Here is a 26,588-nt window from a genome sequence, read left to right as displayed (position 1 = left end):
CCCTGTTTAACTCAGACCGTGCGGAGATACCATTCGAAGTCGCGCGCCGTCGGCTCGGCGTAGAAGCGGTCCGCCTCCACCTCCTTCAGCGTGCAGTAGGTGTCGACGAATTCCTTGCCGAAATACTCCTTCAGGATCGAGGCGCGCCAGAAGGCGTCGATGGCGTCGAACCAGTTGCCCGGGATGTACTTGGCGCGGCGTTCATAGCCATTGCCCGTCACCGGGTTGCCGGGGTCCGCCTTCTCGGTGATGCCGTAATGCATGCCGGCGAGGATTGCCGCCATCACGAGATAGGGGTTGGCATCGGCACCCGACGGCCGGTGTTCGATGTGGCAGGCCTTGGGCGGGCCGGCGGGAATGCGGAGCGACACCGTGCGGTTGTTGATGCCCCAGCTGGCCGAGACCGGCGCATAGGAGTTGCGGCGGAAGCGGCGGTAGCTGTTCGCATTGGGCGCGAAGATCAGCATCGATTCCGCCATCGCCGCCTTGAGGCCGCCGATCGCGTGCATGAGGAGCTCGTTCTGCGTCGGGTCCTCCGCCGCGAACAGGTTGTTGCCGTCCTCGTCGCCGAGCGAGACATGGATGTGCATGCCCGATCCCGTCCAGGCGGAATAGGGCTTGGCCATGAAGGTGGCGGCAAGGCCGTGCTTCTCGGCCACGTTCTTGATCAGCCGCTTCAGCATGATGCCTTCGTCACAGGCCTTCAGCACATCGGCACGGTGGCGCAGCACGATCTCCATCTGCCCCGGCGCATATTCCGAGATCAGCGTCTTGGCGGGCAGGCCCTGGACCTCGCACATGGCATAGAGGTCCTGGAAGAAGGGCGCGAAATCCTCGGTATCCTGAAGATAATAGGCCTGGTAGTGCTGCGGCTTCGCCTCGTTGATGAGGGAGGTGGGGGCTGTCGGCTTTCCGGCCAGTGCGGAGGCCCGATCCATCAGGAAGAACTCGAGTTCCACCGCGCCCACCGGCTTCATGCCGAGTTCCAGCTCGAAGCGCTTGACGATCTTTTCCAGCGCGTTGCGCGGGTCGGCATAATGCGGCGTGCCGTCGAGGTCGTGAACCGTGGCAATGTACTGCGCGGTCGGCACCTCGGCCCATGGCACGCGCACCATGGAGCCGGGCACCGGCCACAGCAGCATGTCGCGGTCGCCCTCGTCGAAGACGAGGCCGGTTTCCGGCACGTCCTGGCCGGTGACGTCGAGCACGAGGGCGGAAATCGGCATGAAGCGGCCGTCCTTCCAGGCCGGCACCACCTCGTCACGCCGCAGGATCTTGCCGCGGGCAACGCCGCACATGTCGGTCCACACGACATGAACGCTTTCGATGTCCGGGTTCTGGTCGAGGAAGGCCTGCGCTTCGGCTTCGCGGCGGGGGAACACGAGTGTCATTCTGTTTACTCCTCAGCCCATCAGTTCCGTGAGGCAGCGGTCGAGACCTTCGACCAGCTGGTTCACGTGCGCCTCGGTCGTCGCCGGGCAGATGAGCATCATGTTGTGGAACGGGGTGACGATCACCCCGCGATTGAGAAGATAGTGATGCACGGCTTCGTCGACCGGCCGGTGGATCACTCTTGCAGCCTCGCCGCCGTTGCGGGGCCTGTCGGGAGTGCACATGAACTCCACCCGGGCGCCGACACGGACGACGTGCCACGCCACGCCATGTTTGATGATGACATCGGCAATCCCCTTCTCGAGGCGCTTGGCCAGCGCCACGAGGGGGCCGAAGGCCTCCGCGGTGAAATAGTTCTCCAGAACGGCACGCATCAGCGCCAGCTGGATCTTGGAGCCGGACAGCGTGGTACCGATGCCGGAATGGCCGGGCGTGCGCGTCTCGAGGAATTTGCGAATGCGGTCCGTCACACCTTGCGTGAAGCCGTAGACCGCGGCCGGAATGCCGCCGGCAATGGGCTTGCCCAGCACCATGCCGTCGGGCTCCAGCCCATACTCGCGGGTATAGCCGCCGGGGCCGGAGGACATGCAATGCGTCTCGTCGATGATCAGCAACGTGCCGGTCCTGCGGGTGAGCTCGCGCAGGGCGGAATGATAGCCGTCATCCGCCAGTACCATGCCCACGTTCGTCATGATCGGCTCGGCCAGCACGCAGGCGACGTCGCGATCGGCAAGTGCCTTCTCGAGCGCGGGGATGTCGTTGAACTCGACGACCTTGGTGAACTGCGTGAGATCGCGCACCTCGCCGATCAGCGCAGGGTCGGCATGGGGCGTGCCGCCATCGATGGTCACATAGGTGTCGTCCACCGCGCCATGGTAGCAATGGTTGAAGACCAGGATCTTCTTGCGGCCCGTGATGGCGCGGCACCACTTGATCACGGCGCGGTTGGCATCCGACGCGGTGGCGGTCACCTGCCAGCAGGGCAGGCCGAAGCGGTCTTCGAGGAGCTTGCCCACCACGGCAGCATCGGGAGACGGCATCATGGTGGTGAAGCCATTCGCACCCTCGCGCTGGAGCGCATCGACCACGGCAGGCGGCGAATGGCCGAACATGGCGCCGGTGTCGCCGAGGCAGAAGTCGATGTAGTGGTTGCCGTCGGCGTCGGTCACGTCCACGCCGTTGGCGCGGGCGATGAACAGCGGGAAGGGCGTGCCCCAGTCCACCATCCAGTGCATGGGAACGCCCTTCAGCCAGTTCCGTGCCGCGTCTTCCGAGAGTTGCTTCGAAATGGGGTTGCGCTGGGTGAAGAGGGCCTCTTCGCGCTTCAGCATGGCCTGTATCGCTTGCTCCGGAATGGTGCGCGGCATGATATCCTTCTGGACTGTTGACGTTGGCCACTCTCCTAGCCGCCCGGCATGGCGGCCACAACCCCCATGGATTTGATTGCCGGAATCATGCTTAGAGCGGTGCAGCATGAAGGAGCCCGTTTCCATGGTCCGCACCGTCTTCGTGAATGGCGAGTATCTTCCTGAATCAGAAGGGAAAATATCGATCTTCGACCGTGGCTTCCTGTTCGCCGACGGGGTTTACGAAGTGAGCGCGGTGATCAACGGCAAGTTGGTCGACTATGCCGCCCACATGGAGCGCCTCGGCCGGTCGCTGAAGGAACTCCGCATGGCCTGGCCCTGCACGCGGGACGAGCTGGACGTGATGCATGCGGAACTCATCAAGCGCAACGCGCTCACGGAAGGCATCATCTACATGCAGGTGACGCGGGGTGCCGCGGACCGCACCTTCAACTTCCCCAAGGGCGAGGTGACGCCCACCCTCATCGCATTTACCCAGGCCATGAGCCTCGTCAGCAACCCCAATGCAGTGACAGGCATCAAGGTCATCACCACGCCTGACCTGCGCTGGGCGCGGCGCGACATCAAGACGGTGATGCTGCTGGCCCCGGCGCTGGGCAAGCAGGAGGCCTATGAAAAGGGCGCGCAGGAAGCCTGGATGGTGGAAGATGGCTTCGTCACCGAGGGCACCTCGTCCAATGCCTATATCGTCAAGGACGGCAAGGTCATCACGCGGCACCTCTCCAACGAGATCCTCGCCGGCTGCACGAGGCGGGCGCTCATGCGGCTGGCGAAGGAAGAGGGTGTCGAGATCATCGAGCGCAAGTTCACGGTGGAGGAAGCCTTGGCGGCGGACGAAGCCTTCCTCACCTCAGCCTCGCAATTCGTGATGCCGATCGTGGAAATCGACGGCAAGCGCATCGGCGGCGGCCAGCCAGGCCCCGTGGTCAGGAAGCTGCGGGAATTGTTCCTGAAGGAAGCAACGGCTTAGGGACTTAGCGCGCCCCCATAATTCATCATCGCCGGGCTCGTCCCGGCGATCCTTTTGGCGGCGGCACATAGGATGCCCGGGACAAGCCCGGGCATGATGAACGGTTGGGCATGACATCCCTCATCCCGCTACCCCGATGAATGCCGGAATGACGGACCCATGGGGCCCTGAAACCAGATTCACAATGTCAATCAGCAGGAAGCACTTCCGGTCCTGCATGTAACACACCTAGGATTAAAAGTCAAGGAATTTTTTCTTTCATCCTCTCCCGCTGAAGCGGGAGAGGATGTTCCTGTCCTACCGCTGGCTGATCTTCCAGTCCGGATTGATCCACGGCTCCTGGTTCGACGGCGCCATCGGCTGCCGGCCGAGGATGTGGTCTGACGCCTTCTCGCCGATCATGATGGTGGGGCCGTTCAGGTTGCCGTTGGTCACCTGCGGCATGATCGAGGAATCCGCCACGCGCAGGTTCTCGATGCCGATCACCCGGCACTCTGGGTCGACCACGGCGGTCGGGTCCTTCGCGTCGCCCATCTTGCAGGTGCCGCAGGGGTGGTAGGCGGACTCGCAGTGCTCGCGAATGAAGGCGTCGATCTCCGCGTCCGCGTTCACCTTCCGCCCGGGCTGGATTTCCTCCGCCGCGAAGCGCTGCATGGCGGGCTGCTGAAACAGCTCGCGCGTCAGCCGCACCGCGCGGCGCCATTCCGGCAGGTCGTCGGGGTGGGTGAGGTAGTTGAACAGGATCTGCGGCGCCTCGCGCACTTGCCCGCTCCGCACCCGGACGAAGCCACGCGACTTGGCGCGCATTGGGCCGACATGGACCTGGAAGCCATGGCCGGGGAAGGCGGCTTGCCCGTCATAGCGCATGGCGGCGGGCAGGAAGTGATACTGGATGTCCGGGTACTCGATGCCCGCAGCCGAGCGGATGAAGCCGCAGGTCTCGAAATGGTTCGTGCTGCCGAGCCCCGTCTTGAAGAACAGCCACTCCGCACCGATCAGCCCCTTGGAGAACCAGTTGAGCTTCGAATAGAGTGTCACCGGTTCCTTGGACTTGATCTGGAAATAGATTTCGAGATGGTCCTGCAGGTTCTCGCCCACGCCCGGCAGCGCATGCGCCACCGCGATGCCTGCTTTCTTCAAAACCTCCGGCGCGCCGATGCCGGACATCTGGAGGAGCTTCGGCGAGTTGATGGTGGAAGCCGCCACGATCACCTCGCGCCGCGCCCGGACCTCCCTCACCTGGCCGCCCACGTCATATTCGACGCCCACGGCGCGCTTGCCCTCGAGGATCACGCGGTGCGCGAATGCCCTGGTGATGAGCTTCACGTTGCCGCGCTTCAGCGCCGGCTTGAGGTAGGCATTGGCGGCGGACCAGCGGATGCCCTTGTGGACCGTCATCTCCATGGGGCCGAAGCCCTCCTGCTGGCGGCCGTTGTAGTCGTCCGTCACGGGGTAGCCCGCCTGGCGGCCGGCCTCGACGAAGGCCTGGTAGAGCGGGTTGTCGCGGGGGCCGCGCTTGATGTGGAGCGGCCCCTTGGTGCCGCGCCAGCCGTCCTCGCCGTCGGGGCAGGATTCCTGGCGCTTGAAATAGGGCAGCACATGGCGGAAGCCCCAGCCCTTGGCGCCCATCTCCTCCCAGGTGTCGAAATCCTTGGCGTGGCCGCGCACATAGACCATGCCGTTGATCGAGGAGGAGCCGCCCACCACCTTGCCGCGCGGCGTGGCGAGCCGCCTGCCGCCGAGGCCCGGCTCCGGGTCGGACTCGAAACCCCAGTTATAGAGCTTCATGTTCATCGGGTAGGAGAGGGCGGAGGGCATCTGGATGAAGGGGCCGCGGTCGCTGCCGCCAAATTCCAGCACGCAGACGGAGTTCTTGCCGTCCTCCGCCAGGCGATAGGCCATGGCGCAGCCGGCCGAGCCCGCGCCGACGATCACGAAGTCGAAGGTTTCGCTCATTTGCCGCGCTTTCCGCTGTCAGACAGCGCCTCGAGTTCCGCGATGCGGGCCTCGGTTTCGCGCCAGGAGGCGTTGACGGTCGCGGCTACCAGGGCCTCGGCCAGGAACAGCGGCACGATGTTCGAGTCCCAGCTCGACGGCGCTTCGATGCGCAAGGGAAGTGAATGCACGGCAAGTCTCGCGATTGGGGATATCCACTGGTCGGTAATGAGCACGACCTTCGCACCCCGCTCTTTGGCGGAAGCGGCAAAATCGAGCATGCGGGCGTCATAGCGGCGGATATCGAAGAACAGAAGCACGTCGTTCCTGCCAATATCGAGCAGGTATTGCGGCCAGAAGGACTGGGTGGAGGGCACGAGGCTCACCCCCGGTCGCGCCATCTGGAGGTGGGTGTAGAGATAGGTGGCGATGGCCCCGGTGATGCGGCCGCCCGCGATGTGGACCTGCCGCTTCCGGTCGGCCAGCAGGGCCACGATCGCGTCGAAGGCCCGGTGGTCCATGAGCTTGAGGGAGCCCGACAGGTTCTCCATCGCGGCCGTGGCGAAAGTGTTGAGGATGTGGGTGTCGGGTGCCTCCGCCGCCCAGCGGTCGTGCTTGGAAATCGGGTTCTGCAATTGGGCGGAGAGTTCGGAGCGCAGGTCCTCCTGGAAGGCGGGAAAGCCGGAAAAACCCAGCTTCTTCGCCAGCCGCAGCACGGAGGGGGTGGAGACATCCGCCTCGCGCGCGAAGTCGGAGATGGAGCCCAGCCCCGCCATGGGGTAGTTGGCGAAGAGCGCGGCCATCAGCTTGCGCTCGGCCGCGGTCAGTTCGCCCGACATCAGGCGCAGTCGTTCGGCAACCGTGGTGGCGCGCTGCGGTGGCATTCGTCTCTCCTTGCTGGACACCACTGTAACGAATTTGACAGGCTTGTCACAATCTGAAATCATCGCTTCAACTGACCGATTTTCCGGAGAATTCGTGCATGGGAGCGCTGCTCCAGCAGGGCGAGGAGAGCCCGTTCATTGCCGTCAACGCGCAGGGCCGCTCGCCCTTCGTGCTGATCTGCGAACACGCTTCGAACACCCTGCCGAAGGCGCTGGGCACGCTGGGCCTGCCCGAGGCCGATCTCACCCGCCACATCGCCTGGGACATCGGGGCGGAGAAGGTGGCGCGCCTGCTCTCGCGCCTGATGGATGCTCCCCTTCTTCTCCAGCGCTATTCGCGGCTGGCCTATGACTGCAACCGCCCGCCGGAATCGCCCGACTCGATTCCGGAGGTGAGCGAGCTCACCGCGATTCCGGGAAACAAGAAGCTCTCTGCCGCAGACAGGCTGGCGCGCGCCCGCGACATCTACCGGCCCTTCCATGACGGCGTCTCGGCGGTGCTCGACAAGCGCGCGGCGGAGGGCCAGCGCTCGCTCGTCGTCTCCATCCATTCCTTCACGCCCGTCTACAAGGGCAAGCCGCGGAGTGTCGAACTCGGCATCCTGCATGACCGGGACACGACGCTCTCCTCGAAGCTCATCAAGAGCTTTCCCAACATCGATGCGCGGCTCAACGAGCCCTATGGCCCGAAGGACGGCGTGCTGCACACGCTGAACCTCCACGGCTTCGCCCGCGGGCTGCAGCACGCGATGATCGAAATCCGCAATGACCTGGTCGCCACCGAGCGGGGCCAGGATGAATGGGCCCAGCGCCTTTCGGTGCCGCTGATCCAGGCCGCGACGAAATAAGAGAAGATTGAGGGAGAATGACGATGAGCGAAGGCATGCTGACACTCGAACAACTGAAGGCCGAGGTGAAGGCCGGCACCATCGACACGGTGGTGGCCGCCATGGTCGACCTGCAGGGCCGCCTCATCGGCAAGCGCTTCCATGCCAAGTATTTCGCCGACGGCGGATATGAGGAGACGCACGGCTGCAACTATCTCCTCGGCGTCGACATCGAGATGGAGCCGGTGCCCGGCTACAAGGCGACGAGCTGGGAGAAGGGCTATGGCGATTTCGTGCTGAAGCCCGACTTGAAGACGCTGCGTCGCACCCCGTGGCTTCCCGGCACCGCGCTGGTGCTCTGCGACGTGCTCGATCACCACACGCATGAGGACGTGCCGCATTCGCCGCGCGCCATCCTCAAGGCCCAGCTCAAGCGGCTCGAGAAGCTGAAGATGAAGGCCTACATGGCCTCGGAACTCGAATTCTTCCTGTTCGACGACAGCTACGAGGTGGCGAACCAGAAGGGTTACCGCAACCTCAAGACTGCGGGCTACTACATCGAGGACTATCACATCCTGCAGACCTCCAAGGAGGAGGTCTACATGCGTGCCCTTCGCAACGGCCTCGCCGGTGCCGGCATCCCGGTCGAGAATTCCAAGGGCGAATGGGGCCCCGGGCAGGAGGAGATCAACGTCCGCTATGCCGAGGCGCTCGAGATGGCGGATCGCCACGCCATCATCAAGAACGGCGCCAAGGAGATCGCCTACAATGTCGGCAAGGCCGTCTGCTTCATGGCGAAGTGGGATTATGGCATGGCGGGCAATTCCTCCCATATCCACCAGTCGCTGTGGTCGCTCGACGACAAGCCCCTGTTCATGGACAAGAAGGGCGAGCACGGCATGTCGCCCTTGATGAAGCAGTATCTGGCGGGCCAGCTGGCGCATGCGGGCGAGATCACTTACTTCCTCGCGCCCTACATCAACTCCTACAAGCGCTTCATGGCCGGAACCTTCGCGCCCACCCGCGCGGTGTGGAGCTTCGACAACCGCACGGCGGGCTTCCGCATCTGCGGGGCGGACACCAAGGCGATCCGCGTGGAGTGCCGCATCGGCGGCGCGGACCTCAATCCCTATCTCGCCTTCGCCGCGCTGATCGCGGCAGGCCTTGACGGCATCGAGAAGAAGATGGAGCTCGAACCCGTGGTGTCGGGCGACATCTACGACACTTCGCGCAAGCTGCGCGAAATCCCCAAGACACTGCGCGAGGCGACACGGATCCTCGATGAGTCCGACTTCCTGCGCAAGGTGATGGGCAACGACGTGATCGACCACTACGTCCACACCGCGCAGTGGGAACAGTTCGAATTCGACCGCCGCATCACCGACCTCGAGCTGAAGCGCGGCTTCGAGAGGTATTGAGGTACGAGACTTGAATTGAGCCTGACCCTTTCGTCCCCTCGTGGCGTCACCCCGGCGAAGGCCGGGGTTCCGCTTCGGGCGCCCACAGCGGGATCCCGGCCTTCGCCGGGATGACGGCATCAAAGGGTGAGGTTCTGGACGTAACATCTGACTTACGGCACTCAGGAGACACGACATGGCCATTCCGAACCGCAACATCAACTACCCCACCGCCATCAAGTATGGCGCGGGCCGCATCAAGGAGCTCGCGGAATTCTGCAAGGCCAATGGCATCAAGCGGCCGCTGGTCGTCACCGACAAGGGCCTCGCCGCCATGCCGATGGTGGCCGAGATCATGGCCGACCTGAAGGCGGCGGGCCTCAAGGCGGCGCTCTTCGCCGACGTGCGCCCGAACCCGGTGGAGGAGAACGTGCTCGCCGGCTGCAAGGCCTTCAAGGACGGCAAGCATGACGGCGTCGTGGCGCTGGGCGGCGGCTCGGGCCTCGACACCGGCAAGATGATCGCGCTGATGCATTCGCAGAAGATCTCGATCTTCGAACTCGAGGACATCGGCGACTGGTGGACGCGTGCCGACGCCTCGCTGATCTCGCCCATCATCGCCGTGCCGACCACGGCGGGCACGGGCTCCGAAGTGGGCCGCGCCGGCGTCATCACCCATCCGATCACGCATGAGAAGAAGATCATCTTCCACCCGGCGATCATGCCGAAGATCGCACTGCTGGATCCCGAGCTCACCGTGGGCCTGCCGCCGAAGCTCACGGCCGCCACCGGCATGGATGCGCTTGCCCACAACCTCGAAGCCTATTGCGCGCCCTTCTATCACCCCTGGTCGCAGGGCGTGGCGCTGGAAGGCATGCGGCTCGTCAAGGACAATCTGGCGAAGGCGGTGAAGAAGCCAAAGGACCTCGATGCGCGCGGCAACATGCTGGTCGCTTCCGCCATGGGGGCCACCGCCTTCCAGCGCGGCCTCGGCGGCATCCATGCCCTCGCGCACCCCTTCGGCGGTCTCTACGACGCGCATCACGGTCTCTTGAACGGCATCATCATGCCCTATGTGCTGAAGGCCAACCGCCGCAAGATCGAGAAGGACATCGAGCGCGCCGCGGCCTACTTGGGGATCAAGGGTGGCTTCAACGGCTTCCTCAAGTGGGTTCTCGCACTCCGCAAGGAGATCGGCATCCCCCATGCGCTGAAGGACATCGGCATCGACACCAAGCGCCTCGACGAGGTGGCGAAGATGGCGATCAAGGATCCTTCCGCCGGCGGCAACCCGATCCAGTTCACAGAAAAGCAGTACAAGGCGCTGGCCAAGAAGTGCGTCACCGGCGACCTGTGACGGGCCTGGGGTTCGAACGTCACCCTGCCCGGGCTTGACCCGGGCAGTTTGCCTTAGTCGTCCCGGAAGGCTTCGCCGGAAGCCCGGTGCAGGCGAAACCCGGCAGGGCGCCGGGGCGGCCTCACTCCAGTTCGTGACGCTGGTTGCGCCAGCGCTGGATGACGCGGCCCACCATGCCGTCGGCGTCCTGCGGGGCATTCCAGGCCTCGGTGAAGCGCGGGTCGTTGGAGCTGGGACGGCGTGACTCCTCGAGGAAGGCGATGCCGACGCGAACCGGAATCGGCACGGCCTCGCCGAAGACGATGCATTCGCGGTTCCTGAGCGAGGAGATGCTGCTGACCACGCCATGGGCCCAGTCCGGCACCGCGCTCTTGATGAAGTTCTGGTCGCGCTCGGTGGTGAGGCGCAGCACCAGCAGCGTGCCGCATTGCGAAAGCACCGATTCCGAAAGGTCCGACGGGCGTTGGGAGATCAGCCCCAGCGAAATGCCGTGCTTGCGGCCCTCCTTGGCGATGCGCTCGAAGTTTCGCTGGGCAGCGGGCTTCATCACCGAGTCCTCGCGCGGCAGATAGCGCTGCGCTTCCTCGCAGACGAGCAGGATGGGCACCTGCCGCTCGCCCCGCGACCAGATGGAATAGTCGAACACGAGGCGCGCGATCATGGCGACGACGACGCTGACGATCTCGGAGGGCATGCCCGAGACATCGATGATGGTGAGCGGCTTTGCCTGTGTGGGAATGCGCAGGATGGTGGAGAGCAGGTCGCCCATCGAGTCGGTGATGAGGTTGTCGCCGAACATGAAGCCATAGCGCGGGTCGCGCACCATTTCCTCGATCTTCAGCTTGAGGCGGATGTAGCGCGAGGCATCGGCCGCCTTCTCCAGCTTGCCCGCCTCCTTTTCCAGTTCCTCCAGCAGGTCGCTGATGAAATAGGGGATGGGGCTGTCGGCTGTGACCTTGTCGATCTTGATGTTGAGGTAGTTCTTCTGCCGCACCGTGAGCAGGCATTTGCCGAGAATGTCGCGGTCACGCTCGCGCGAGGAGCCTTCGCCGGTGAGGAAGGCCTCGGCATGTTCCTCGAAGTTCATCAGCCAGTAGGGCAGCTTCAGCGAGTCGACGTCGAGGTGGATGCTGTTGGTGCGGAAGGCGCTGGCATATTCGCCATGCGGGTCGATCAGCACCACGTGGCCGTTGGGCGCGGCCTCCAGCACCTTGTGCAGCAGGGCGGCCACCGAGGTGGACTTGCCCACACCGGTGGAGCCCAGCACGGCGAAGTGCTTGCTCAGCAGCTGGTCGAGGCTGAGCAGCGCCGTGATGTCCACCGTCGGGTGGACGATGCCGAGCGGGATGGTGGACTTGCCGTCCGGCCGGAAGATGCGGGCCCAGTCGTCATAGGAGGTACCGTAGACATCGTCGCCCGGGAAGGGATAGCGCGAGACGCCGCGGCGGAACTCCGTAAGCTCGCCACTGTCCGACACAGCGCCTTCGCCGATGAAGCTGATCTCCGCCTCGATCACATCGCCCGGGCCGCGGGGCGAAATGCGGCCAACCGAACCGAACAGAACGAGCTTCTCAACCTTGATTTTCACCAGGGAACCGACGGCCGCGCTATTTACAACCGTATGTTCCCGCGCGGGCCGGTTTTCCCGCCCTGCGATGTCATCGCCGAGGCGCACCGTGGCTGTCGTGCCGTTCACGGCGGCGATTTTTCCCAGCACCAGATCAGTCGTCACGCGTTCCCTGCCGTCATCGTGATGGTTTCCTTGCTTCGATAGCGCGTGGCGCCGCCGCGTCAAAGCACTTTGGCGGCGGCGCCACGCCGGCGATGCGCAGAAGCGGCATCGGCAGGGAATGCGAAAGCCGGGAACGGAAGCTCGCCGCGGTGCATTAGAGCGAGTGGCAACCAGGGCTGGTTGGCGTTGAAGCGGCTGCTTCAGGAGGAAGCTATGTGTGATTACTCACTGGAAATGTACAGCTCGCGCCCCGCCCGTGAGGGCGAGCGCTACGTGACGACGCGCTTCCCGAGCGGGTCGATGGGTCTGACCGCTCCTGGACAGCCCGGAACGGCGGTGTGCATGGCGTGTGATACCAGGCTCGCCATCTCCGACATTCCGGCCGAGCTTGCGGCGCGCCATGGCTTCGCCGAGCGCGAGGAGGCGGTGTTCATGCGCCTCGACTCCGGCGTCTATCGCGACGGGTTGCGCTTTGCCAATGGCATCGAGCTGTCGCTGCAGCAGATCCCCGTGGGCGTGGCGATGGAACTCGTTCCGATGGAGCCGGTGAAGCTGCCCTTCGCCGAAGTGGCCGACGAGGTTAAGACCGAGGTTCACGAACTGGTCTGAAGTCACTCGCCGGGCGCCGCTTCGACGTGGAACTCGACTTCTGTTTCACCCGCATTCAGGAAATCCAGGATGATGGTGAAGCGCTGGTCGAGCAGAAGCGGGGCGGAGAGGCCCATAAGCCGGAGGTGCCGCGCCGTGGGTCTCATCGGCAAAGGTTGGCCTGGCTCGAGCAGGAAGGAACTGAGCGGCGGATCATCGTAACGGTTGTTCCGCCGCAACTCGATTGTTCCGCATACGGACGAACGCGCCGCGACGAGTTCATCCGCCAGCTTGCCATTGTTGACCAGCGGCACGAAGGCCTGCCCCTCGCGCGAGACCTGCGCCGGCAGCGTCCAGGCATGGCCGATGGCGATGTCGCCCAGGCGATAGGAATGGGCGCGGGCGAGGGTGGGGCAGGCGGCGAGCCCCGCGAGGCCGAGGATCAGGTGGCGTCTGTGCAACATGGCCTCTTTACGCGTGGCCGCTGTGGCAGATTTGCGACTCCGCACCAACCTTCGATTCCGTTCCGCTTGACTCTGTGCCGGGCTTGTGGAACAAAAAGGGAACAATCTGGATCATGTTGTTGTCATGCGTATGGGACCGGCACATCAGGCTGCGCGGAGCGGGAACGCTTGCGCTGCGGTCACGCCTTTTCGCCCGGGTGGTGGAGACGCCTCCCGGCTGCTCGCCACGCTGCGCGACCACATCGCGCGGCTGGAGCAGGGGCATGCGCAGTTCGAGCACCAGAAGAGCCGCGCGGCACCCTGGCTGACGGGGCTTGCCGAGCTTGACCGGCACCTGCCGGCACAGGGGCTGCAGCGGGCGGGGCTCCATGACGTGTCGCCCCGCGCCTATGGCGACCAGCCGGCGGCCATGGGCTTCGCGCTGGCGCTGGCGCTCCGGCGGCTCACTGACGCGGGCGAACGCCGGCCGCTGCTGTGGTGCCGGCTGGCCGCGCATGAACGCGAGCATGGGCGGCTCTATGGCCATGGCCTCGAGCGCCTCGGCCTGCCGCGCCACCGCTTCGTGACCATCACGCTGAAGAAGCCCGCAAGCCTGCTCTGGACCATGGAGGAGGCACTGAAGTCCGGTGCCGTCGCCGCCGTGCTGGGCGATGCGGAGGCGGCACACGCCGACCTCACCACCACGCGCCGCCTGGCGCTGGCGGCAGGGGCGGGAAAGTCGGCGGCGATCCTCACCTTCGCGAAGCCGGACTGTGCGGCAACTGCCAGCCACACGCGCTGGACGGCGGCGGCCGTGCCCTCGCTCAGCCCCGCACATGACGCGAGCGCACCCGGTGCGCCGTGCTGGAGCGTCGAACTCACCCGCGCAAGGGGCGGCCGCCCCGGCGCCTGGATTCTGGAATGGCATCATGCGCAGTCTTGTTTCTCTCTGGTTCCCGGATTTTCCCGTCGAGCGCTTCATCCGTTCACGGATCAAGATGGGTCGGAAGCCGCCCGCCAAGGGCCTGCCCTTCGCGCTGGTTGAGACGTCCAAGTCCGGCCTGCGCCTGATCGCCGTCAATGCCACCGCGAGGAGCTTCGGCCTGATGCGCGGCATGCGGCTGGCGGATGCGCGTGCCCAATTGCCGGAACTGCTGACGGAGCCGCATGAGCCGGAGGAGGACATGAACAGCCTCCTGGGGCTGTGCCGCTGGATGGAGCGCTACAGCCCCTGGGTGGCGCCCGACCAGCCCGATGGCATCCTGCTGGACGTGACCGGTGTTCCCCATCTCTTCGGCGGCGAGCAGCGCATGATGGCGGAGATTCGCCAGCGCCTCGCGCAATATGGCTTCAGCGTCAGGATCGGCCAGGGCGCCACGCTGGGGGCGGCCTGGGCGCTGGCCCGCTATGAGGCGAAGGATTTGCAATCGCTTCCCGTCGAGGCCCTGCGCATCGACGGCATGGCGGCGAAGACGCTGCGCCGCCTCGGCCTCAAGACGGTGGGTGCACTGCTTGCCATTCCCCGCGCCTCGCTGGCCCGGCGCTTCCGCGGCGAGACCATCGGCGAGAATGTGCTGATCCGGCTGGACGAGATGATGGGCGTGCGTGACGAGCCGCTGAACCCGCTCAATCCGCCCACCTCCTTCATGGCGCATCGCGCGCTGATGGAGCCGGTCATTCATGCGGAGGGGCTGGAAATCGTTCTTGAAGGTATTGTCAACCAGCTCTGCCGCGACCTCGAAAAGGCGGGCAAGGGTGCGCTGCGGCTGATCCTCAAGCTGTTCCGCGTCGATGGCTCGCGCGCCAACCTGCCGGCGGGCTTCTCGGTGGCGAGCCATGATCCGCGCCACATGCTGCGCGTGCTGAAGCCCAAGCTCGAGACGGTGGATGCCGGCTTCGGCATCGACGCCATGACGCTGGAGGCGCGCGAGACGGCGGGGGCCATGGTGCAGCAGCACGGCTTCCTCGAGGATGACAGCACCCTGGCGCTGGAACAGCTCAATGACCGCGTGCTGAACCGCCACGAGCAGCAGTTCCTGGCGCTGGAGGATGTCGAAAGCCATATCCCCGAACGCGCCGAGATGCCGCGTCCCTCGGCGCGCCCCTTGCCACCCAAGGCAACCCGCCCTGCGCCCACGGCGCGGCCGCTGTTGATCTTCGAGGCGCCGGAACCGGCCAAGGTCGTTGCCGCCGTGCCGGATGGCCCGCCGATGCGCCTCACCTGGCGGCGCGTCACCCGGCGCGTCGTCAAGGCGCAGGGGCCGGAACGCGTGGCACCGGAATGGTGGCGGCTCACCGCCGGCGAGCGGCCGCGCGACTACTATGTGATCGAGGACGAGCAGGGCCGCCGCTACTGGCTCTATCGCGAGGGGCTTTATGGCGAGCCGGGCGAAGAGCAGCCCAAGTGGTACGTACACGGATTATCCGCATGACCAGCTACGCCGAGCTGCAGTGTACCACGAATTTCTCCTTCCTGCGCGGGGCCTCCCATCCCGAGGAGATCGCCATGCAGGCGAAGCACCTGGGCATCGCCGCGCTGGCGGTGACCGACCGCAACACGCTGGCCGGCGTGGTGCGCGCCCATGCGGCGGCGAAGGATGCGGAGCTGCCCTTCATCGTCGGCACAAGGCTCGACCTCGCCGAGCCCGGCCTCTCGCTTCTCGCCTGGCCCACCAACCGACAGGCCTATGGTGCGCTCTGCCGGCTCATCAGCCTCGGACAGCGCCGGGCGGAGAAGGGCCAGTGCCTGATCACCCTCGATGACGTCTATGCCCATGCCCCGGGCATGGTCTTCGCGCTGGTGTCTGATGGCGCCGATCATCTCTCCGAGATCCGCAAGCGCCTCAAGGCGCCGCTTTACCTCGCGGTCAGCCACCATCATCGCGGTGATGACCGCGAGCGCATCAACCGGCTGGCAGACCTCGCGCAGAAGAACCAGACGGGCCTCTTGGCCACCAATGACGTGCTCTATCACCATGCCTCCCGCCGCGTGCTGCAGGACGTGGTGACGGCCATCCGCGAGGGCGTCACAATCGCCGAAGCGGGTTACCTGCTCGAAGCCAATGCCGAGCGTCACCTGAAAACGCCGGACGAGATGGCGCGCCTGTTCCGCGACCATCCGTCTGCCATCGCCAACACGCTGGCCATCGCCAAGGCCTGCCGCTTCTCGCTGGAGGAGCTGAAATACGAGTATCCGGAAGAGCCGATCCCGCAGGGCTCCACCCCGCAGCAGCACCTGACGCATCTCGCCTGGGAGGGCGCCAAGGAGCGCTACCCGGAGGGCATTCCCCAAAAGGTGAAGGAGAACATCGCGAAGGAACTCGTGCTCATCGAGAAACTCAACTATGCGCCCTATTTCCTCACCGTGCACGACATCGTCCATTACGCCCGGACGCAGGATCCCCCGATCCTCTGTCAGGGGCGGGGGTCGGCCGCCAATTCCACTGTCTGTTATGTCATCGGGATCACGGCGGTCGACCCCAACCAGATCGAGCTGCTGTTCGAGCGCTTCATCTCGGAGGAGCGCAAGGAACCTCCCGACATCGACGTCGACTTCGAGCATGAGCGGCGCGAGCAGGTGATCCAGTACATCTACCAGCGCTATGGCCGCGAGCGGGCGGGGCTCGCCGCCACGGTGATCACCTATCGCGGCCGCTCCGCCATGCGCGAGGTGGGCAAGGTGATGGGCCTGTCGGAGGACGTCACCGCCACGCTCGCCGGCATCGTCTGGGGCCAGATGCGCGAAGAGATGCACAATGGCCGGCTTCAGGAGGCAGGGCTCGACCCCTACGACCCGCTGCTGGCGAAAGTGATCGAGCTCGCCGACGACATCCAGGGCTTCCCGCGCCACCTCTCGCAGCATGTTGGCGGTTTCGTGCTGACCAAGGGCCGCCTCGACGAGACGGTGCCCATCGGCAATGCCGCGATGGAGGATCGCACCTTCATCGAATGGGACAAGGACGATATCGACACGCTGGGGATTCTCAAGGTCGACGTGCTGGCACTCGGCATGCTCACCTGCATCCAGAAGAGCTTCGAGATGATGGAGGCGTGGTACGGCCTCAAATACTCGCTCGCCAGCCTGCCGCGCGAGGACGGGGCCGTCTACGACATGCTGTGCAAGGCGGATTCGGTGGGCGTCTTCCAGGTCGAGAGCCGTGCGCAGATGAACATGCTGCCACGGCTGAAACCGCGCTGCTTCTACGATCTCGTCATCGAGGTGGCGATCGTGCGCCCCGGCCCCATCCAGGGCGACATGGTGCATCCCTATTTGCGGCGGCGCGACGGGCTTGAGGCGGAGGACTATCCGGCCCCGCATCCCGATTTCGGCCCGCCTGATGAACTGCGCCAAGTGCTGGGCCGCACCAAGGGCGTGCCGCTGTTCCAGGAACAGGCCATGAAGCTCGCCATGGTCGCCGCCGAATTCACCGCGGGCGAGCTCAATGAATTGCGCAAGGCCATGGCCACCTTCCGGCGGCGCGGCACCATCGGGCGCTTGGAGCAGAAGATGGTGAGCCGCATGGTGGAGCGTGGCTATGATGCCGCTTTCGCGGCGCGCTGCTTCAACCAGATCAAGGGATTCGGCGAATATGGCTTTCCCGAAAGCCATGCCGCCAGCTTCGCGCATCTCGTCTATGTCTCGTCATGGCTCAAGCATCACTATCCGGAGGTCTTCGCGGCGGCACTCCTGAACTCCCAGCCCATGGGCTTCTACGCCCCGGCCCAGATCGTGCGCGATGCGCGCGAGCATGGGGTGGAGGTGCGGCCGGTGGATATCAACCATTCGCGCTGGGATTCGATCATGGAAGCACCCTCACGGGGCGAACGGGCCGCGATGCGGCTGGGCCTGCGCGAAGTCGACGGGCTGAAGGCGCAGGATGCAGCCCTGCTGCTGCAATACCGTTTACAGAAGAAGCCCATGACCATCGCCGCTCTTCATGGCTTCGGCGTGCCCGTAGCGGGGTTGGAGAAGCTCGCCGCCGCCGACTGTTTCCGCTCGCTCGGCCTCGACCGGCGTGCGGCGCTGTGGGAGGTGAAGGCCCTGACCAAGGCCAAGGCGCTGCCGCTCTTCGCCTTCGCCGACACGCGCGAGCAGGGGGAGGAGGGGCACGTGTCGCTTCCCGATATGCCGCTTTCCGAGCATGTGGTGAATGATTACCAGACGCTGAAGCTGTCGCTCAAGGCGCATCCGATGCAGTTCCTCCGCCGGCTCTGCAACGAGCGCAGGGTGACGGACACGGCGAAGCTCAAGACGCTGAGGAATGGCGCCGCCGTCACCGTGGCGGGCGTGGTGCTGGTGCGGCAGCGGCCGGGCTCGGCCAAGGGTGTCGTCTTCCTCACGCTCGAGGACGAGTTCTCGGTGTGCAATGCGGTGATCTGGCCGCAGGTGCTGGAAACGCACCGCGCGGTGGTGATGGGCGCCCGTCTGATGCTCATCAGGGGCCGCGTGCAGCGCACGGGCGACATCATCCACGTGGTGGCGAGCAGCATCGAGGATCATTCGGACTGGCTGGCGCTGCTGACAGAGGAGGGGGCACTCCTGCGCAACCCGCTGGCGCGGGCCGACGAGGTGGCAAGGCCGGGACCCGACCCGCACCAGCAACAGCCCCCGGCACGACACCCGCGCCAGGCGCGGGTGATCCCCAAGAGCCGGGATTTTCATTGAGGGTAGACCCGGCAGCCTGCTGATCACTCTCATCATGGCCGGGCTTGTCCCGCCCATCCTTTGTGAGCCGGCAAAAGGATGCGCGGGTCAAGCCCGCGCATGATGAGGTAAATGGGGCATGACGGCAGTCAGCTCGCGAACCGCACCGCATGGACCGGCGGCAGCGAGGTGCTCACCGTCTCCCATGACTCCCCCTGGTCCTCGCTCACCCACAGGTTCCCGGTGGTGGAGCCGAAGGCCAGCCGCTCGCCCGTGTCGTCGCCCGCCAGCGCGTGGCGGAAGACGATGTCGTAGGCGTGGTTCTGCGGCAGGCCCCTCGACAGGACGTCGAAGCTCTTGCCGCCGTCACGCGTGCGCGTCACCACCAGCTTGCCATCCACGGGGTAGCGCTTCTCGTCCTTGATGCCGGGCACGAACCAGGCGGTGTCGGGGTCCTTCGGATGCACCACCACGCCGAAGCCAAAGCTCGAAGGTTCGGCGTGCACCCGCTGCCAGCTCTTCGCATCGTCCGAGGAGCGCCAGATGCCGCAATGGTGCTGCACCCAGAAGCGCTCGGGTGCGGCGGGGCACTGCACCATCATGTGCGGATCCTGGGTGTCGGGGTTGTTCACCATCTCAGGAGGGCCGTCGTCGAAATGCATGCCATGCGCCGATTGCTTCCAGCTTTCGCCGCCGTCATGGGTCACCCACACGCCGCCGCAGGAAATGGCGACGCGCACGGTTTCCGACGACCGCGGGTCGACGCAGATCGAATGGATGCCGGGAATATCCGCACCGCCGCCCAGCCACATGTTGCGCTCCGGCATGTCCCACAGGGGGCGGATCATCTCCCATGTCTCGCCCCTGTCGCGGCTGCGGAACAGGCCGCCCGGCATGGTGCCGGCCCACAGCGTGCCGGGCTCGTCGGCACCGCCCGCTTCGAGTGACCAGATCATCTGCGTCGTCCACTTCACCGGCTTGCCCCAGCCGTCACGGTCGTCGAGGCCCTCGGGTTTGGGCGGATAGGCGGGGGCGGCGATTTCCTGCCACGCCCCGCCCCTGTCACGGCGGTGCAGCTTCACGCCGAAATGACCGTGGTTCAGCGCGGCATAATCCGTGCCGTCACGCGCGTCATGCAGCGCGAGTGTCACGTTGTCGCCAAGGAATGCGCCTTGCGCCACCTCCCAGCCCGAGGGCCCGCGCTCCACGTCGAACAGGCCCTTGCGGGTCGACACCATCATGCGATCTGCCATCGATCATCCTCCCGAAAGGGCCTGCATCACCCAGACTTCACTGTGGGGACCGACGGCATCGGAGAGTGCTTCGAGGTCGCGGATGCGCTGGCCATCGACGAGGATGGTCATGTGTTTCCGGAGTGCACCCTGGTCGTCGAGGACATAGGTGCCGAGCCGGTCCTGCACCGCAAAGACGCGCGCGAGAACCGCACGCACAGTCTCTCCCTCCGCCTCCATGCTGGTGCAGTCGACGTGGCGGCGCAGGTTGGCGGTGAAGAACACTCTTGCCATCGCTTCGTCTTTCCCGCCGCGAAGCCTAGCGCAGCGGGCCGGACGCAAACAGCAACCCCTAGTTCAGGGACCAGATGGCGAAGTTCAGAATGGCGGCAAAGCTCACCCAGGCAAGATAGGGCACGAAGAGCCAGCCCGCCGTGGCCTGGCGCCCGAAGAAGGCCAGCATGGTGAGTCCCACCGAGCCCACCAGGAAGACCACCTCCACCAGCGCCCAGCCGGGCGAGCGCAGTCCGAAGAAGATGAGCGACCAGAGCAGGTTGAAGCCGAGCTGTGCGCCGAACAAGGCCATGGCCGGGCCGATGCGGTCCTTCGTCCGCCACACCAGCCAGGCGGCAACGCCCATCATGATGTAGAGCAGCGTCCATACCGGCGCGAACACCCAGTTGGGCGGGTTCCAGCTCGGCTTGTTGAGGGTGGCATACCAGGTGTCGATCGAGTCCTGCGTGGCGAAGCCGCCGATGGAGCCGACCGCAAGGCAGAGCAGGACGAGGCCCGCCAGAACGAGCCATTGGTGGCGAGGAACGTCGGTCTGCATGGGTGCTCACATCATGGCGTTGGAAGAGCCCAACGAGCCGAGGAACAGAATCGTTCCCAGAAAGGCTATCACGGTTCCTCCGGCAAAGCGCAAGCCGATGCCGGCCCAGTCGAGCAGTCGGGAATTGCCGCGCATCAGCCGGGCGGCCAGCTTCTTGCCATAGACGGCAATGGCGGCGATGACCGAGACGGTGATGAAGGTCCCCACCGCCATGGCGAAGGTGGAGGCAATGCCCGCCCAATAGAGCCCGATGCCATTGGCGAAGACCAGCACGAGAATGGCGCCGGTGCAGGGCCTGATGCCCACCGCAAAGGCAAGCGATAAGGCGCGTGCGAAGGAAAACTCGCCCGTGAGGTCGCTCGCCTCCGGCAGGTGGGCGTGGCCGCAGCCGCAATCGGGGCCATGCACATGTGGCACCGCGGCAGCGCTGCGCTTCGGCTCGAAACTGGCGAAGTCCGAGAGTGCGATCGACTGGCGCGTGCTGACCCCGGCACTGGCAGCAACCGGTGCGGACAGGGCACGCCGTGCCGCGAAGAGCCGCAGGGCCGTCCAGATGAGATAAAGCCCGAGCAGCCCGATCAGCGCATAGCTGGCACTCTCCAGCACACCGGCCACGTCACGCGCGGTGGAGCCGACGCTCGCCACCACGAGGAACAGCACGCTCACCAGCACGATGGCGGTCAGGGCCTGGATGATGGCGCTCATGAAGGAGATCAGCACGCCGCGCTTCAGTTCGCTTTCGGTGGCGAGCAGCCAGGTGGAGATCACCGCCTTGCCATGGCCCGGGCCTGCGGCATGGAAAATGCCATAGGCGAAGCTCAGCAGCATCAGCATCCAGCCGGAGGCCCAGGCATCGGGGCCGCGCATGGCCTTCAGCGTGGCCGACATCCTGCGATAGAAGTTCTGCTGCTCGTCGCGCGCCCACAGCACCGGGTCTTCCAGAAAGGGGGTGACCTCGATCGTGCCATCGGCATTGCGTGGCGGGACCAGCAGCTTGCGGCGGTCGATCTTCACCTCGGGCTGGGCCTGTTGCGCGGTGGTGCCCGCGGTTTGCGCGGCGAGTTGCGGCGCCGCCGCGAGGAGCAGGATCAGCAGGGCCGCGACGCCCAGGGCGATCCGCCTGATCAGGCCTGGCATTGAATGGTCATGGGCTGGGCGAAGAGGGCGCCGAAATCCTCTTCCTCGTCGGGCTTCCAGTCCGGCCCCTTGGTGGAGAGCATGGCGCGGGTCTGCTCGAGCTCGGCGTCGGTCGGCAGCGGCTTGAGCACCGGCTTGCAGGCCGGGGGCATGTTGCCGCTCACCGTCACCGGGGTGGTGCCGGCATAGTCGAAGGCGATGTAGAATTCGGGGTCATAGACCTTCAGCACGAACTCGCCCCTGGTGGGGTCCACCGGGGTGGACAGCGGCAACTCGAAATGAAGCTGCAGCTTGCCGCCGGTGTAACTCTGGCCCGCCGCCGTCGGCGCGCCCAGGGCCTGCGCCTTGCCGTTCAGCCGGACGTGGGTGAAGAAGTCGTAGTCCTTCAGGGACTCGAGGTTCTCGCGGGTCAGCGGCTCGAGCTCCTCCGGCTCGTAGGTGCCGTTGCCGTTCTTGTCGAGGCCGTCCAGCGCCAGGCTGGCGTAGCCATCATCGAAGGTCCAGGCGAGTTTCACGGCCGCGATCTGGCCCTGGTCATTGAACACCACCCCGGACTGCATCTGGATCCACACGTGGGGGTGAGCCGAGGCAGGTGTCGCCGCGGCCGCGGAAGCAAAGGCAAGGGCGGCCAAGGCCGCCCGGCGTGCAGTTCGCATTGTCCATCCTTCTGAATCAGGCGAGGAATGATGGGCCAATGCGGCAAAATCGTGAAGGCCCGTCTAGCTGCCGAGGCAGTCCTTCAGGGCGGTGGACAGATTGGCGAGGAGCTGCTGGTAGGCATCGGGGCCGGGCGTCAGGCCCGCCCCCAGCGGATCGAGCACACCTTCCCGGGCGCCGGTCCCCTCGGTCACGGCGGCCACGACCTTGCCGTCGAACTGCGGTTCGCGGAACACGCAGGCGGCCTTCACCGCAATGATCTTGTTGCGAACCTCGGCCAGGCGCTCCGCCGACGGGGCCTGGGCGGACACGTCCGAAATGGAGCCCGCTCCCGACAGGCCGAAGTGCTTCTCGAAATACTGGTAGGCATCATGAAAGACGATGAAGGGCTTGTCCTTCACCGGTGCCAGCTCGGCGGCAATCCCCGCCGAAGCCGTGTCGATCCGGGTGGCGAAGGCCTGGGCGTTGGCGGCATAGGCGGCGGCATTGGCCGGATCGGCCTTCGACAGGTCGTCCGCCACCTGCCGCGCCATGGCCTTGGCATTGTCCGGGTCGAGCCAGACATGGGGATCGAAGGCGAGGACGCCCTCGGCGGCATGATCGTGGTCGTGGCCTTCCGCCTCCGTGCCGCCATCCTCCTCATGCGCGTGATCGTGGGCTTCCCATGCGCCGCCCTGGCGGACGGGCAGGGTCCTGACACCGGGCGCATCGGAAAGTTCCACGAAGCGCTTGCCATTCACCGCATCCGACCCGCTGATCTGGGCCAGCTTGGCTTCCAGCCCGTGGCCCACGATGAACACCAGGTCGGCATTGCCCAGCATGGCGATCTGGGCCGGGGTGAAGACAGCCCGGTGTTCCGACATGCTGCCCTGCAGCAGGAGCTCCGGCGTACCCGCATCGCCCATGACCGAGGCCACGATGGAATGAAGCGGAACGACCGAGGCCACAACCTTGGGAGCGGCCAGTCCTGGTGCAGCGGTCAGCAGGGTGGCGGCGAGCAGGGCGGACAGGCGGCGCATCAGGACCTCTCGAATGTAATGTTATAATATAACATACCGGTCGCCGTCCGGCCCGTCAAGCCTGACGCACAGGTGATCGCCTGCGGCCCCGCAGCGAATTGCGATTCCGCCGCCAACCTGCCAGAGGAGGGGGAATGAGCCTCGACGTGTCCATCGGTGCCGCGCTGTTCGCCGGCACCATCAGTTTCTTGAGCCCCTGCGTGCTGCCGCTGGTGCCGCCCTATCTGTGCTTCATCACCGGCACCTCGCTCGAGGACCTGGTCGACAACAGGATGAAGCCGCGGGAGGAGCGGCGCCAGGTGATGCTCGCCGCGCTGCTGTTCGTGCTGGGCTTCTCCACCGTGTTCGTGCTGCTGGGGGCCAGCGCCTCGTGGCTGGGCAGCCTGTTGCGGTCCGAACTGGCGCGCCAGGTGACGCTGTTCGGCTTCGCCTTCAACCCGATCACCAGCGTGGCCGGCCTCATCATCATCGCCATGGGCCTGCACTTCCTGGGGGTCTTCCGCATGTTCTGGATCGCGCGCGAGGTGCGTTACCAGCACAAGGCCCATCCAGGAGGCCTGTTCGGCGCCTATCTCATCGGGCTGGCCTTCGCCTTCGGCTGGACCCCCTGCATCGGCCCCGTGCTGGGCACCATCCTCACCATCGCCGCGAGCGAACAGGATGTGATGAAGGGGGCGGGGCTGCTCGCCGTCTATTCGCTGGGCCTTGGCATTCCCTTCCTGCTGGCGGCGGCGGGCATCGGCACCTTCATGGGGTTCTTTGCGGGCTTCAAGAAGCACCTCGGCCTGGTGGAGAAAATCGCCGGCGCCTTGCTCGTCATCTCCGGCATCATGTTCATCACCGGTGGCGTGCAGGCCGTGTCCTACTGGCTGATCGAGCGCTTCCCCGTGCTGCTCAACCTCGGCTGAGCTCGATCGGCTGGCCGTGTGGCGTGGCCCTGGCCGCGCGGTCCCAGGCGTCGACCCGGGCCAGCCGCTCGACCTCCGACATCACGCCCTTGGCCTCGACCAGCTTCTCCAGCGCGGCGAGCCAGCTTTCGTAATAGGGACGCTGCGGAAAGGCCCTCAATTCCGATCCCAGGGCCTCCGCCCATTCGCTCCAGGCGAAGACGCCGGCCTCGTTCAGCTTTACCGCCATGGCGAAGGCCTGCGCCTCCCAGGGTTCGGCGAAGACCGGGCCATCGGCATCCTTCGGCAGGCGTTCCGACTCAGCAAGCTTCAAGATAGGGCTCCCACAGGTCGGCATGGATCAGGTCCGGCGCGCCATTGCCCCAGATGTCGGAAGCCCTGAAGCGCACGGTGTAGAGAAAGCGGGGGTCTTCGCCGAGGCCGCGGCTGTTGGAATCGGGAAAGACGTGGGCGCCGTGGCAGGCGAGGATCTCGCCCTCATGGCCACGCAGGTAGCGCGGCAGCCGCGTGTGGTGCGCGGGGTTCAGGTGCCGCGTGCGCACGCGGTCCCCCGGCCTGAACAGCGGCTGGCCCCCGGTCCGGCGTTCATAGCTCCCGGCAGCGGTGACGGCAGGCCACACGGCGTCCGCCGCCGTGGGTGTCACCGGCCTTGATGGCGCGGACGCTATGCAAGAGGCGATTTCCTCCGCACTGGCCAGCCCATGCGTCTGCAACAGCCGTTCGAGACCGCTGAGCCAGTGCTCGTAATAGCTCGATGTGATGTAGTGGCCGGGCTCCATCGCCTCGCAGGCGGCGCGGTCTTCGTCCAGCGTCCAGCCGCCGACGTCGCCAACCGCCGACATCAGTGCGAACATGCGCGCTTCCCAGGCTTCATGGAAGACGGGCTCATTCGCCTCCGCCACCACCGGGCCGAAGCCCATCATGCCGCCGCAGTCATGCGCGCCGTTCACGGGGCTTTCTCCAGATAGGGCTCCCACAGATCGATGCAGACGGCATCCCGGCTGTCCTTCCCCCAGAGCTCGGCGCCGGTGAAGCGCACGGTGTAGAGCCAGTGCGGGTCTTCGCCACCACCATGGGCATTCGAATCCGGGAATACATGCGTACCATGCACGGCCACGACCTCTCCGGTCTTTCCCCGCGCATAGCGCGGCAGCCGGGTGTGGCCCCTAGGGTTCATCGTCCGCGCGCGCACCCGCTCACCGATGGCGAAGCCCTGCGGGCGGTTGCTCGGCCGGTCGGCCGGCCCGCCTGACGCGAGAATGGCGGGGATCATCTCCGCCCTCGCCACACGCTTCACCGGCTTCGGCGGAACGGCCATGCGGCCCTGCTCGTCCTCCATCGCGGACACGAGGCCAAGCTCGATCAGCTGCAGGACCAGTGCATAATGGCGCATCTCGTAATAGCTCGACCGCCAGTATTGCAGCGCCGGCAGGCGCTCGCGCGCATGGCGGGCCTCGTCGATGTTCCACGAGCCCGTCATGCCCATGGCGAGCACCAGCGCGAAGGCCCGCGGCTCCCAGTCGTCATGCCAGACCGGTTCGTCGGCCTCATGCAGCACCGGCCCGAAGCCGGTGAAGCCGCCCATGTCATGCGGTCCGTTCATGCGGTGACGAGGCCGGTGCCGATCATGGCATTGCGGGTGACGATCTCCGCCAGCTGCTCCTCGCTCCAGCCGTCGGTGCCTGCGGGCCGCTCGGGGATCACCAGGTAGCGAAGCTCCGCCGTGGAGTCCCACACCTGGACCTGCTTGGCGTCCGGCAGGTCGACGCCGAATTCCTTCAGCACTTCGCGCGGCTCGATCACGGCACGCGAGCGATAGGGCATCGACTTGTACCAGACCGGCGGCAAGCCCAGCACCGGCCACGGGTAGCAGGAGCAGAGCGTGCAGACGACCATGTTGTGGGTGTCGGGCGTGTTGAACAGCGCCACCATGTGCTCGCCCTGCCGTCCGGTATAGCCGAGCGATGCGATGGCCGCGGTGGCATCGCGCTTCAGCCAGTCGGCAAAGGCGGGGTCGGTCCAGGCCTTCGCCACCACGCGCGCGCCGTTGCGCGGACCGATCTTGGTCTCGTAGGTGTCGATCAGCACGTCGAGCGCCCGGGGATCGACGTAACCCTTCTCGACCAGCAGCGATTCGAGTGCCTTCACCCGCAGCGCGATGGGCGAAAGTTCGGAGCCTTCCTCGTGATCGTGGTGATGTCCGTCATGCGCCATGTTGTCAGCCTCGCGGTTTGCGCTCATCATAAGCGCCGGTTGGCGGAAGAGGA

25 protein-coding genes are annotated in these 26,588 nt (G+C 65.7%); 9 read left to right on the top strand and 16 right to left on the bottom strand.

The window, feature by feature from the left end; genetic code table 11:
- Positions 1 to 11: 11 nt before the first annotated feature.
- Both DK847_RS03535 and DK847_RS03530 read right to left on the bottom strand, forming a co-directional pair.
- A complete protein-coding gene (locus tag DK847_RS03535) occupies positions 12 to 1,391 on the bottom strand; it encodes a glutamine synthetase family protein (RefSeq protein ID WP_111196202.1) in 1,380 nt (459 codons plus the stop codon).
- A gap of 12 nt (positions 1,392 to 1,403) precedes the next feature.
- Positions 1,404 to 2,759 carry an aspartate aminotransferase family protein gene (locus DK847_RS03530; protein WP_111196201.1) on the bottom strand — a complete coding sequence of 452 codons (1,356 nt, stop codon included), beginning with the start codon at positions 2,757 to 2,759 and terminating at the stop codon, positions 1,404 to 1,406.
- A gap of 124 nt (positions 2,760 to 2,883) precedes the next feature.
- On the opposite strand from DK847_RS03530, the gene DK847_RS03525 reads away from it, so the two are divergent.
- A complete protein-coding gene (locus DK847_RS03525; protein WP_111196351.1) occupies positions 2,884 to 3,729 on the top strand; it encodes a D-amino-acid transaminase in 846 nt (281 codons plus the stop codon).
- Positions 3,730 to 4,026: 297 nt separating this feature from the next.
- Here the strand turns inward: DK847_RS03525 and betA are convergent, their stop codons facing one another.
- Positions 4,027 to 5,685 carry a choline dehydrogenase gene (betA, locus tag DK847_RS03520; RefSeq protein ID WP_111196200.1) on the bottom strand — a complete coding sequence of 553 codons (1,659 nt, stop codon included), beginning with the start codon at positions 5,683 to 5,685 and terminating at the stop codon, positions 4,027 to 4,029.
- Positions 5,682 to 6,548 (bottom strand): MurR/RpiR family transcriptional regulator, encoded by an 867-nt coding sequence (locus tag DK847_RS03515; RefSeq protein ID WP_111196199.1) that lies wholly within the window; start codon positions 6,546 to 6,548, stop codon positions 5,682 to 5,684. The genes betA and DK847_RS03515 overlap by 4 nt, the downstream gene beginning before the upstream one ends.
- A gap of 98 nt (positions 6,549 to 6,646) precedes the next feature.
- Between DK847_RS03515 and DK847_RS03510 the strand changes: the two genes are divergently transcribed.
- The 3 genes from DK847_RS03510 to DK847_RS03500 all read left to right on the top strand — a co-directional run bounded on the left by DK847_RS03510 (position 6,647) and on the right by DK847_RS03500 (position 10,129).
- Complete coding sequence (locus DK847_RS03510) at positions 6,647 to 7,396, top strand: N-formylglutamate amidohydrolase (protein ID WP_111196198.1); 750 nt, start codon at positions 6,647 to 6,649, stop codon at positions 7,394 to 7,396.
- A 23-nt stretch (positions 7,397 to 7,419) separates the two neighbouring features.
- Positions 7,420 to 8,793 (top strand): glutamine synthetase family protein, encoded by a 1,374-nt coding sequence (locus DK847_RS03505; RefSeq protein ID WP_111196350.1) that lies wholly within the window; start codon positions 7,420 to 7,422, stop codon positions 8,791 to 8,793.
- A 175-nt stretch (positions 8,794 to 8,968) separates the two neighbouring features.
- Positions 8,969 to 10,129: an iron-containing alcohol dehydrogenase gene (locus DK847_RS03500; protein ID WP_111196197.1), complete on the top strand. Its 1,161-nt coding sequence runs from the start codon at positions 8,969 to 8,971 to the stop codon at positions 10,127 to 10,129.
- Positions 10,130 to 10,250: 121 nt separating this feature from the next.
- On the opposite strand, the gene DK847_RS03495 is transcribed toward DK847_RS03500, so the two are convergent.
- Positions 10,251 to 11,861, bottom strand: coding sequence for an ATP-binding protein (locus tag DK847_RS03495; protein ID WP_161957135.1), 1,611 nt, complete (start codon positions 11,859 to 11,861; stop codon positions 10,251 to 10,253).
- A gap of 213 nt (positions 11,862 to 12,074) precedes the next feature.
- Here DK847_RS03495 and DK847_RS03490 point away from each other — a divergent pair, with 213 nt between their 5' ends.
- The gene (locus DK847_RS03490; protein WP_111196195.1) at positions 12,075 to 12,470 is read left to right on the top strand and encodes a hypothetical protein; all 396 of its coding nucleotides are present in this window, start codon (positions 12,075 to 12,077) and stop codon (positions 12,468 to 12,470) included.
- A 2-nt stretch (positions 12,471 to 12,472) separates the two neighbouring features.
- Here DK847_RS03490 and DK847_RS03485 read toward each other — a convergent pair whose 3' ends face one another.
- On the bottom strand, positions 12,473 to 12,913 hold the full coding sequence (locus DK847_RS03485; RefSeq protein ID WP_111196194.1) for a copper chaperone PCu(A)C: 441 nt from the start codon (positions 12,911 to 12,913) through the stop codon (positions 12,473 to 12,475).
- Positions 12,914 to 13,037: 124 nt separating this feature from the next.
- Between DK847_RS03485 and DK847_RS20525 the strand changes: the two genes are divergently transcribed.
- The 3 genes from DK847_RS20525 to DK847_RS03470 are packed head-to-tail and all read left to right on the top strand — an operon-like array spanning position 13,038 to position 18,557.
- A complete protein-coding gene (locus tag DK847_RS20525; protein ID WP_161957134.1) occupies positions 13,038 to 13,937 on the top strand; it encodes an ImuA family protein in 900 nt (299 codons plus the stop codon).
- A complete protein-coding gene (locus tag DK847_RS03475) occupies positions 13,822 to 15,324 on the top strand; it encodes a Y-family DNA polymerase (RefSeq protein ID WP_161957133.1) in 1,503 nt (500 codons plus the stop codon). The genes DK847_RS20525 and DK847_RS03475 overlap by 116 nt, the downstream gene beginning before the upstream one ends.
- The gene (locus DK847_RS03470; RefSeq protein WP_111196191.1) at positions 15,321 to 18,557 is read left to right on the top strand and encodes an error-prone DNA polymerase; all 3,237 of its coding nucleotides are present in this window, start codon (positions 15,321 to 15,323) and stop codon (positions 18,555 to 18,557) included. The genes DK847_RS03475 and DK847_RS03470 overlap by 4 nt, the downstream gene beginning before the upstream one ends.
- Before the next feature lie 128 nt (positions 18,558 to 18,685).
- On the opposite strand, the gene DK847_RS03465 is transcribed toward DK847_RS03470, so the two are convergent.
- The 6 genes from DK847_RS03465 to DK847_RS03440 form a co-directional block, all read right to left on the bottom strand.
- Positions 18,686 to 19,789: a WD40/YVTN/BNR-like repeat-containing protein gene (locus DK847_RS03465; RefSeq protein WP_111196190.1), complete on the bottom strand. Its 1,104-nt coding sequence runs from the start codon at positions 19,787 to 19,789 to the stop codon at positions 18,686 to 18,688.
- Positions 19,790 to 19,792: 3 nt separating this feature from the next.
- Positions 19,793 to 20,062 carry a MoaD/ThiS family protein gene (locus DK847_RS03460; protein ID WP_111196189.1) on the bottom strand — a complete coding sequence of 90 codons (270 nt, stop codon included), beginning with the start codon at positions 20,060 to 20,062 and terminating at the stop codon, positions 19,793 to 19,795.
- Positions 20,063 to 20,120: 58 nt separating this feature from the next.
- Positions 20,121 to 20,600 (bottom strand): TspO/MBR family protein, encoded by a 480-nt coding sequence (locus tag DK847_RS03455; protein WP_111196188.1) that lies wholly within the window; start codon positions 20,598 to 20,600, stop codon positions 20,121 to 20,123.
- A gap of 6 nt (positions 20,601 to 20,606) precedes the next feature.
- A complete protein-coding gene (locus DK847_RS03450; RefSeq protein ID WP_111196187.1) occupies positions 20,607 to 21,737 on the bottom strand; it encodes a nickel/cobalt transporter in 1,131 nt (376 codons plus the stop codon).
- Positions 21,725 to 22,393 (bottom strand): DUF1007 family protein, encoded by a 669-nt coding sequence (locus DK847_RS03445; protein WP_111196186.1) that lies wholly within the window; start codon positions 22,391 to 22,393, stop codon positions 21,725 to 21,727. The genes DK847_RS03450 and DK847_RS03445 overlap by 13 nt, the downstream gene beginning before the upstream one ends.
- 63 nt (positions 22,394 to 22,456) lie before the next feature.
- Positions 22,457 to 23,413 carry a zinc ABC transporter substrate-binding protein gene (locus DK847_RS03440; RefSeq protein WP_111196185.1) on the bottom strand — a complete coding sequence of 319 codons (957 nt, stop codon included), beginning with the start codon at positions 23,411 to 23,413 and terminating at the stop codon, positions 22,457 to 22,459.
- 134 nt (positions 23,414 to 23,547) lie between these two features.
- Here DK847_RS03440 and DK847_RS03435 point away from each other — a divergent pair, with 134 nt between their 5' ends.
- On the top strand, positions 23,548 to 24,321 hold the full coding sequence (locus tag DK847_RS03435) for a cytochrome c biogenesis CcdA family protein (RefSeq protein WP_111196184.1): 774 nt from the start codon (positions 23,548 to 23,550) through the stop codon (positions 24,319 to 24,321).
- On the opposite strand, the gene DK847_RS03430 is transcribed toward DK847_RS03435, so the two are convergent.
- The 4 genes from DK847_RS03430 to nthA are packed head-to-tail and all read right to left on the bottom strand — an operon-like array spanning position 24,308 to position 26,562.
- Positions 24,308 to 24,658: a nitrile hydratase accessory protein gene (locus tag DK847_RS03430; protein WP_111196183.1), complete on the bottom strand. Its 351-nt coding sequence runs from the start codon at positions 24,656 to 24,658 to the stop codon at positions 24,308 to 24,310. The genes DK847_RS03435 and DK847_RS03430 overlap by 14 nt on opposite strands.
- On the bottom strand, positions 24,621 to 25,271 hold the full coding sequence (gene nthB / locus DK847_RS03425; protein WP_111196182.1) for a nitrile hydratase subunit beta: 651 nt from the start codon (positions 25,269 to 25,271) through the stop codon (positions 24,621 to 24,623). The genes DK847_RS03430 and nthB (DK847_RS03425) overlap by 38 nt, the downstream gene beginning before the upstream one ends.
- Positions 25,268 to 25,924, bottom strand: coding sequence for a nitrile hydratase subunit beta (gene nthB, locus DK847_RS03420; protein WP_111196181.1), 657 nt, complete (start codon positions 25,922 to 25,924; stop codon positions 25,268 to 25,270). The genes nthB (DK847_RS03425) and nthB (DK847_RS03420) overlap by 4 nt, the downstream gene beginning before the upstream one ends.
- Positions 25,921 to 26,562 (bottom strand): nitrile hydratase subunit alpha, encoded by a 642-nt coding sequence (nthA, locus tag DK847_RS03415; RefSeq protein ID WP_425358676.1) that lies wholly within the window; start codon positions 26,560 to 26,562, stop codon positions 25,921 to 25,923. Before nthA ends, nthB (DK847_RS03420) begins: the two co-directional genes overlap by 4 nt.
- Between the last annotated feature and the right edge of the window lie 26 nt (positions 26,563 to 26,588).

The sequence above is a fragment of the Aestuariivirga litoralis genome, assembly GCF_003234965.1.
GTDB classification, from domain to species: Bacteria; Pseudomonadota; Alphaproteobacteria; order Rhizobiales; family Aestuariivirgaceae; genus Aestuariivirga; species Aestuariivirga litoralis.
This window is presented reverse-complemented; position numbering and strand designations above follow the sequence as displayed.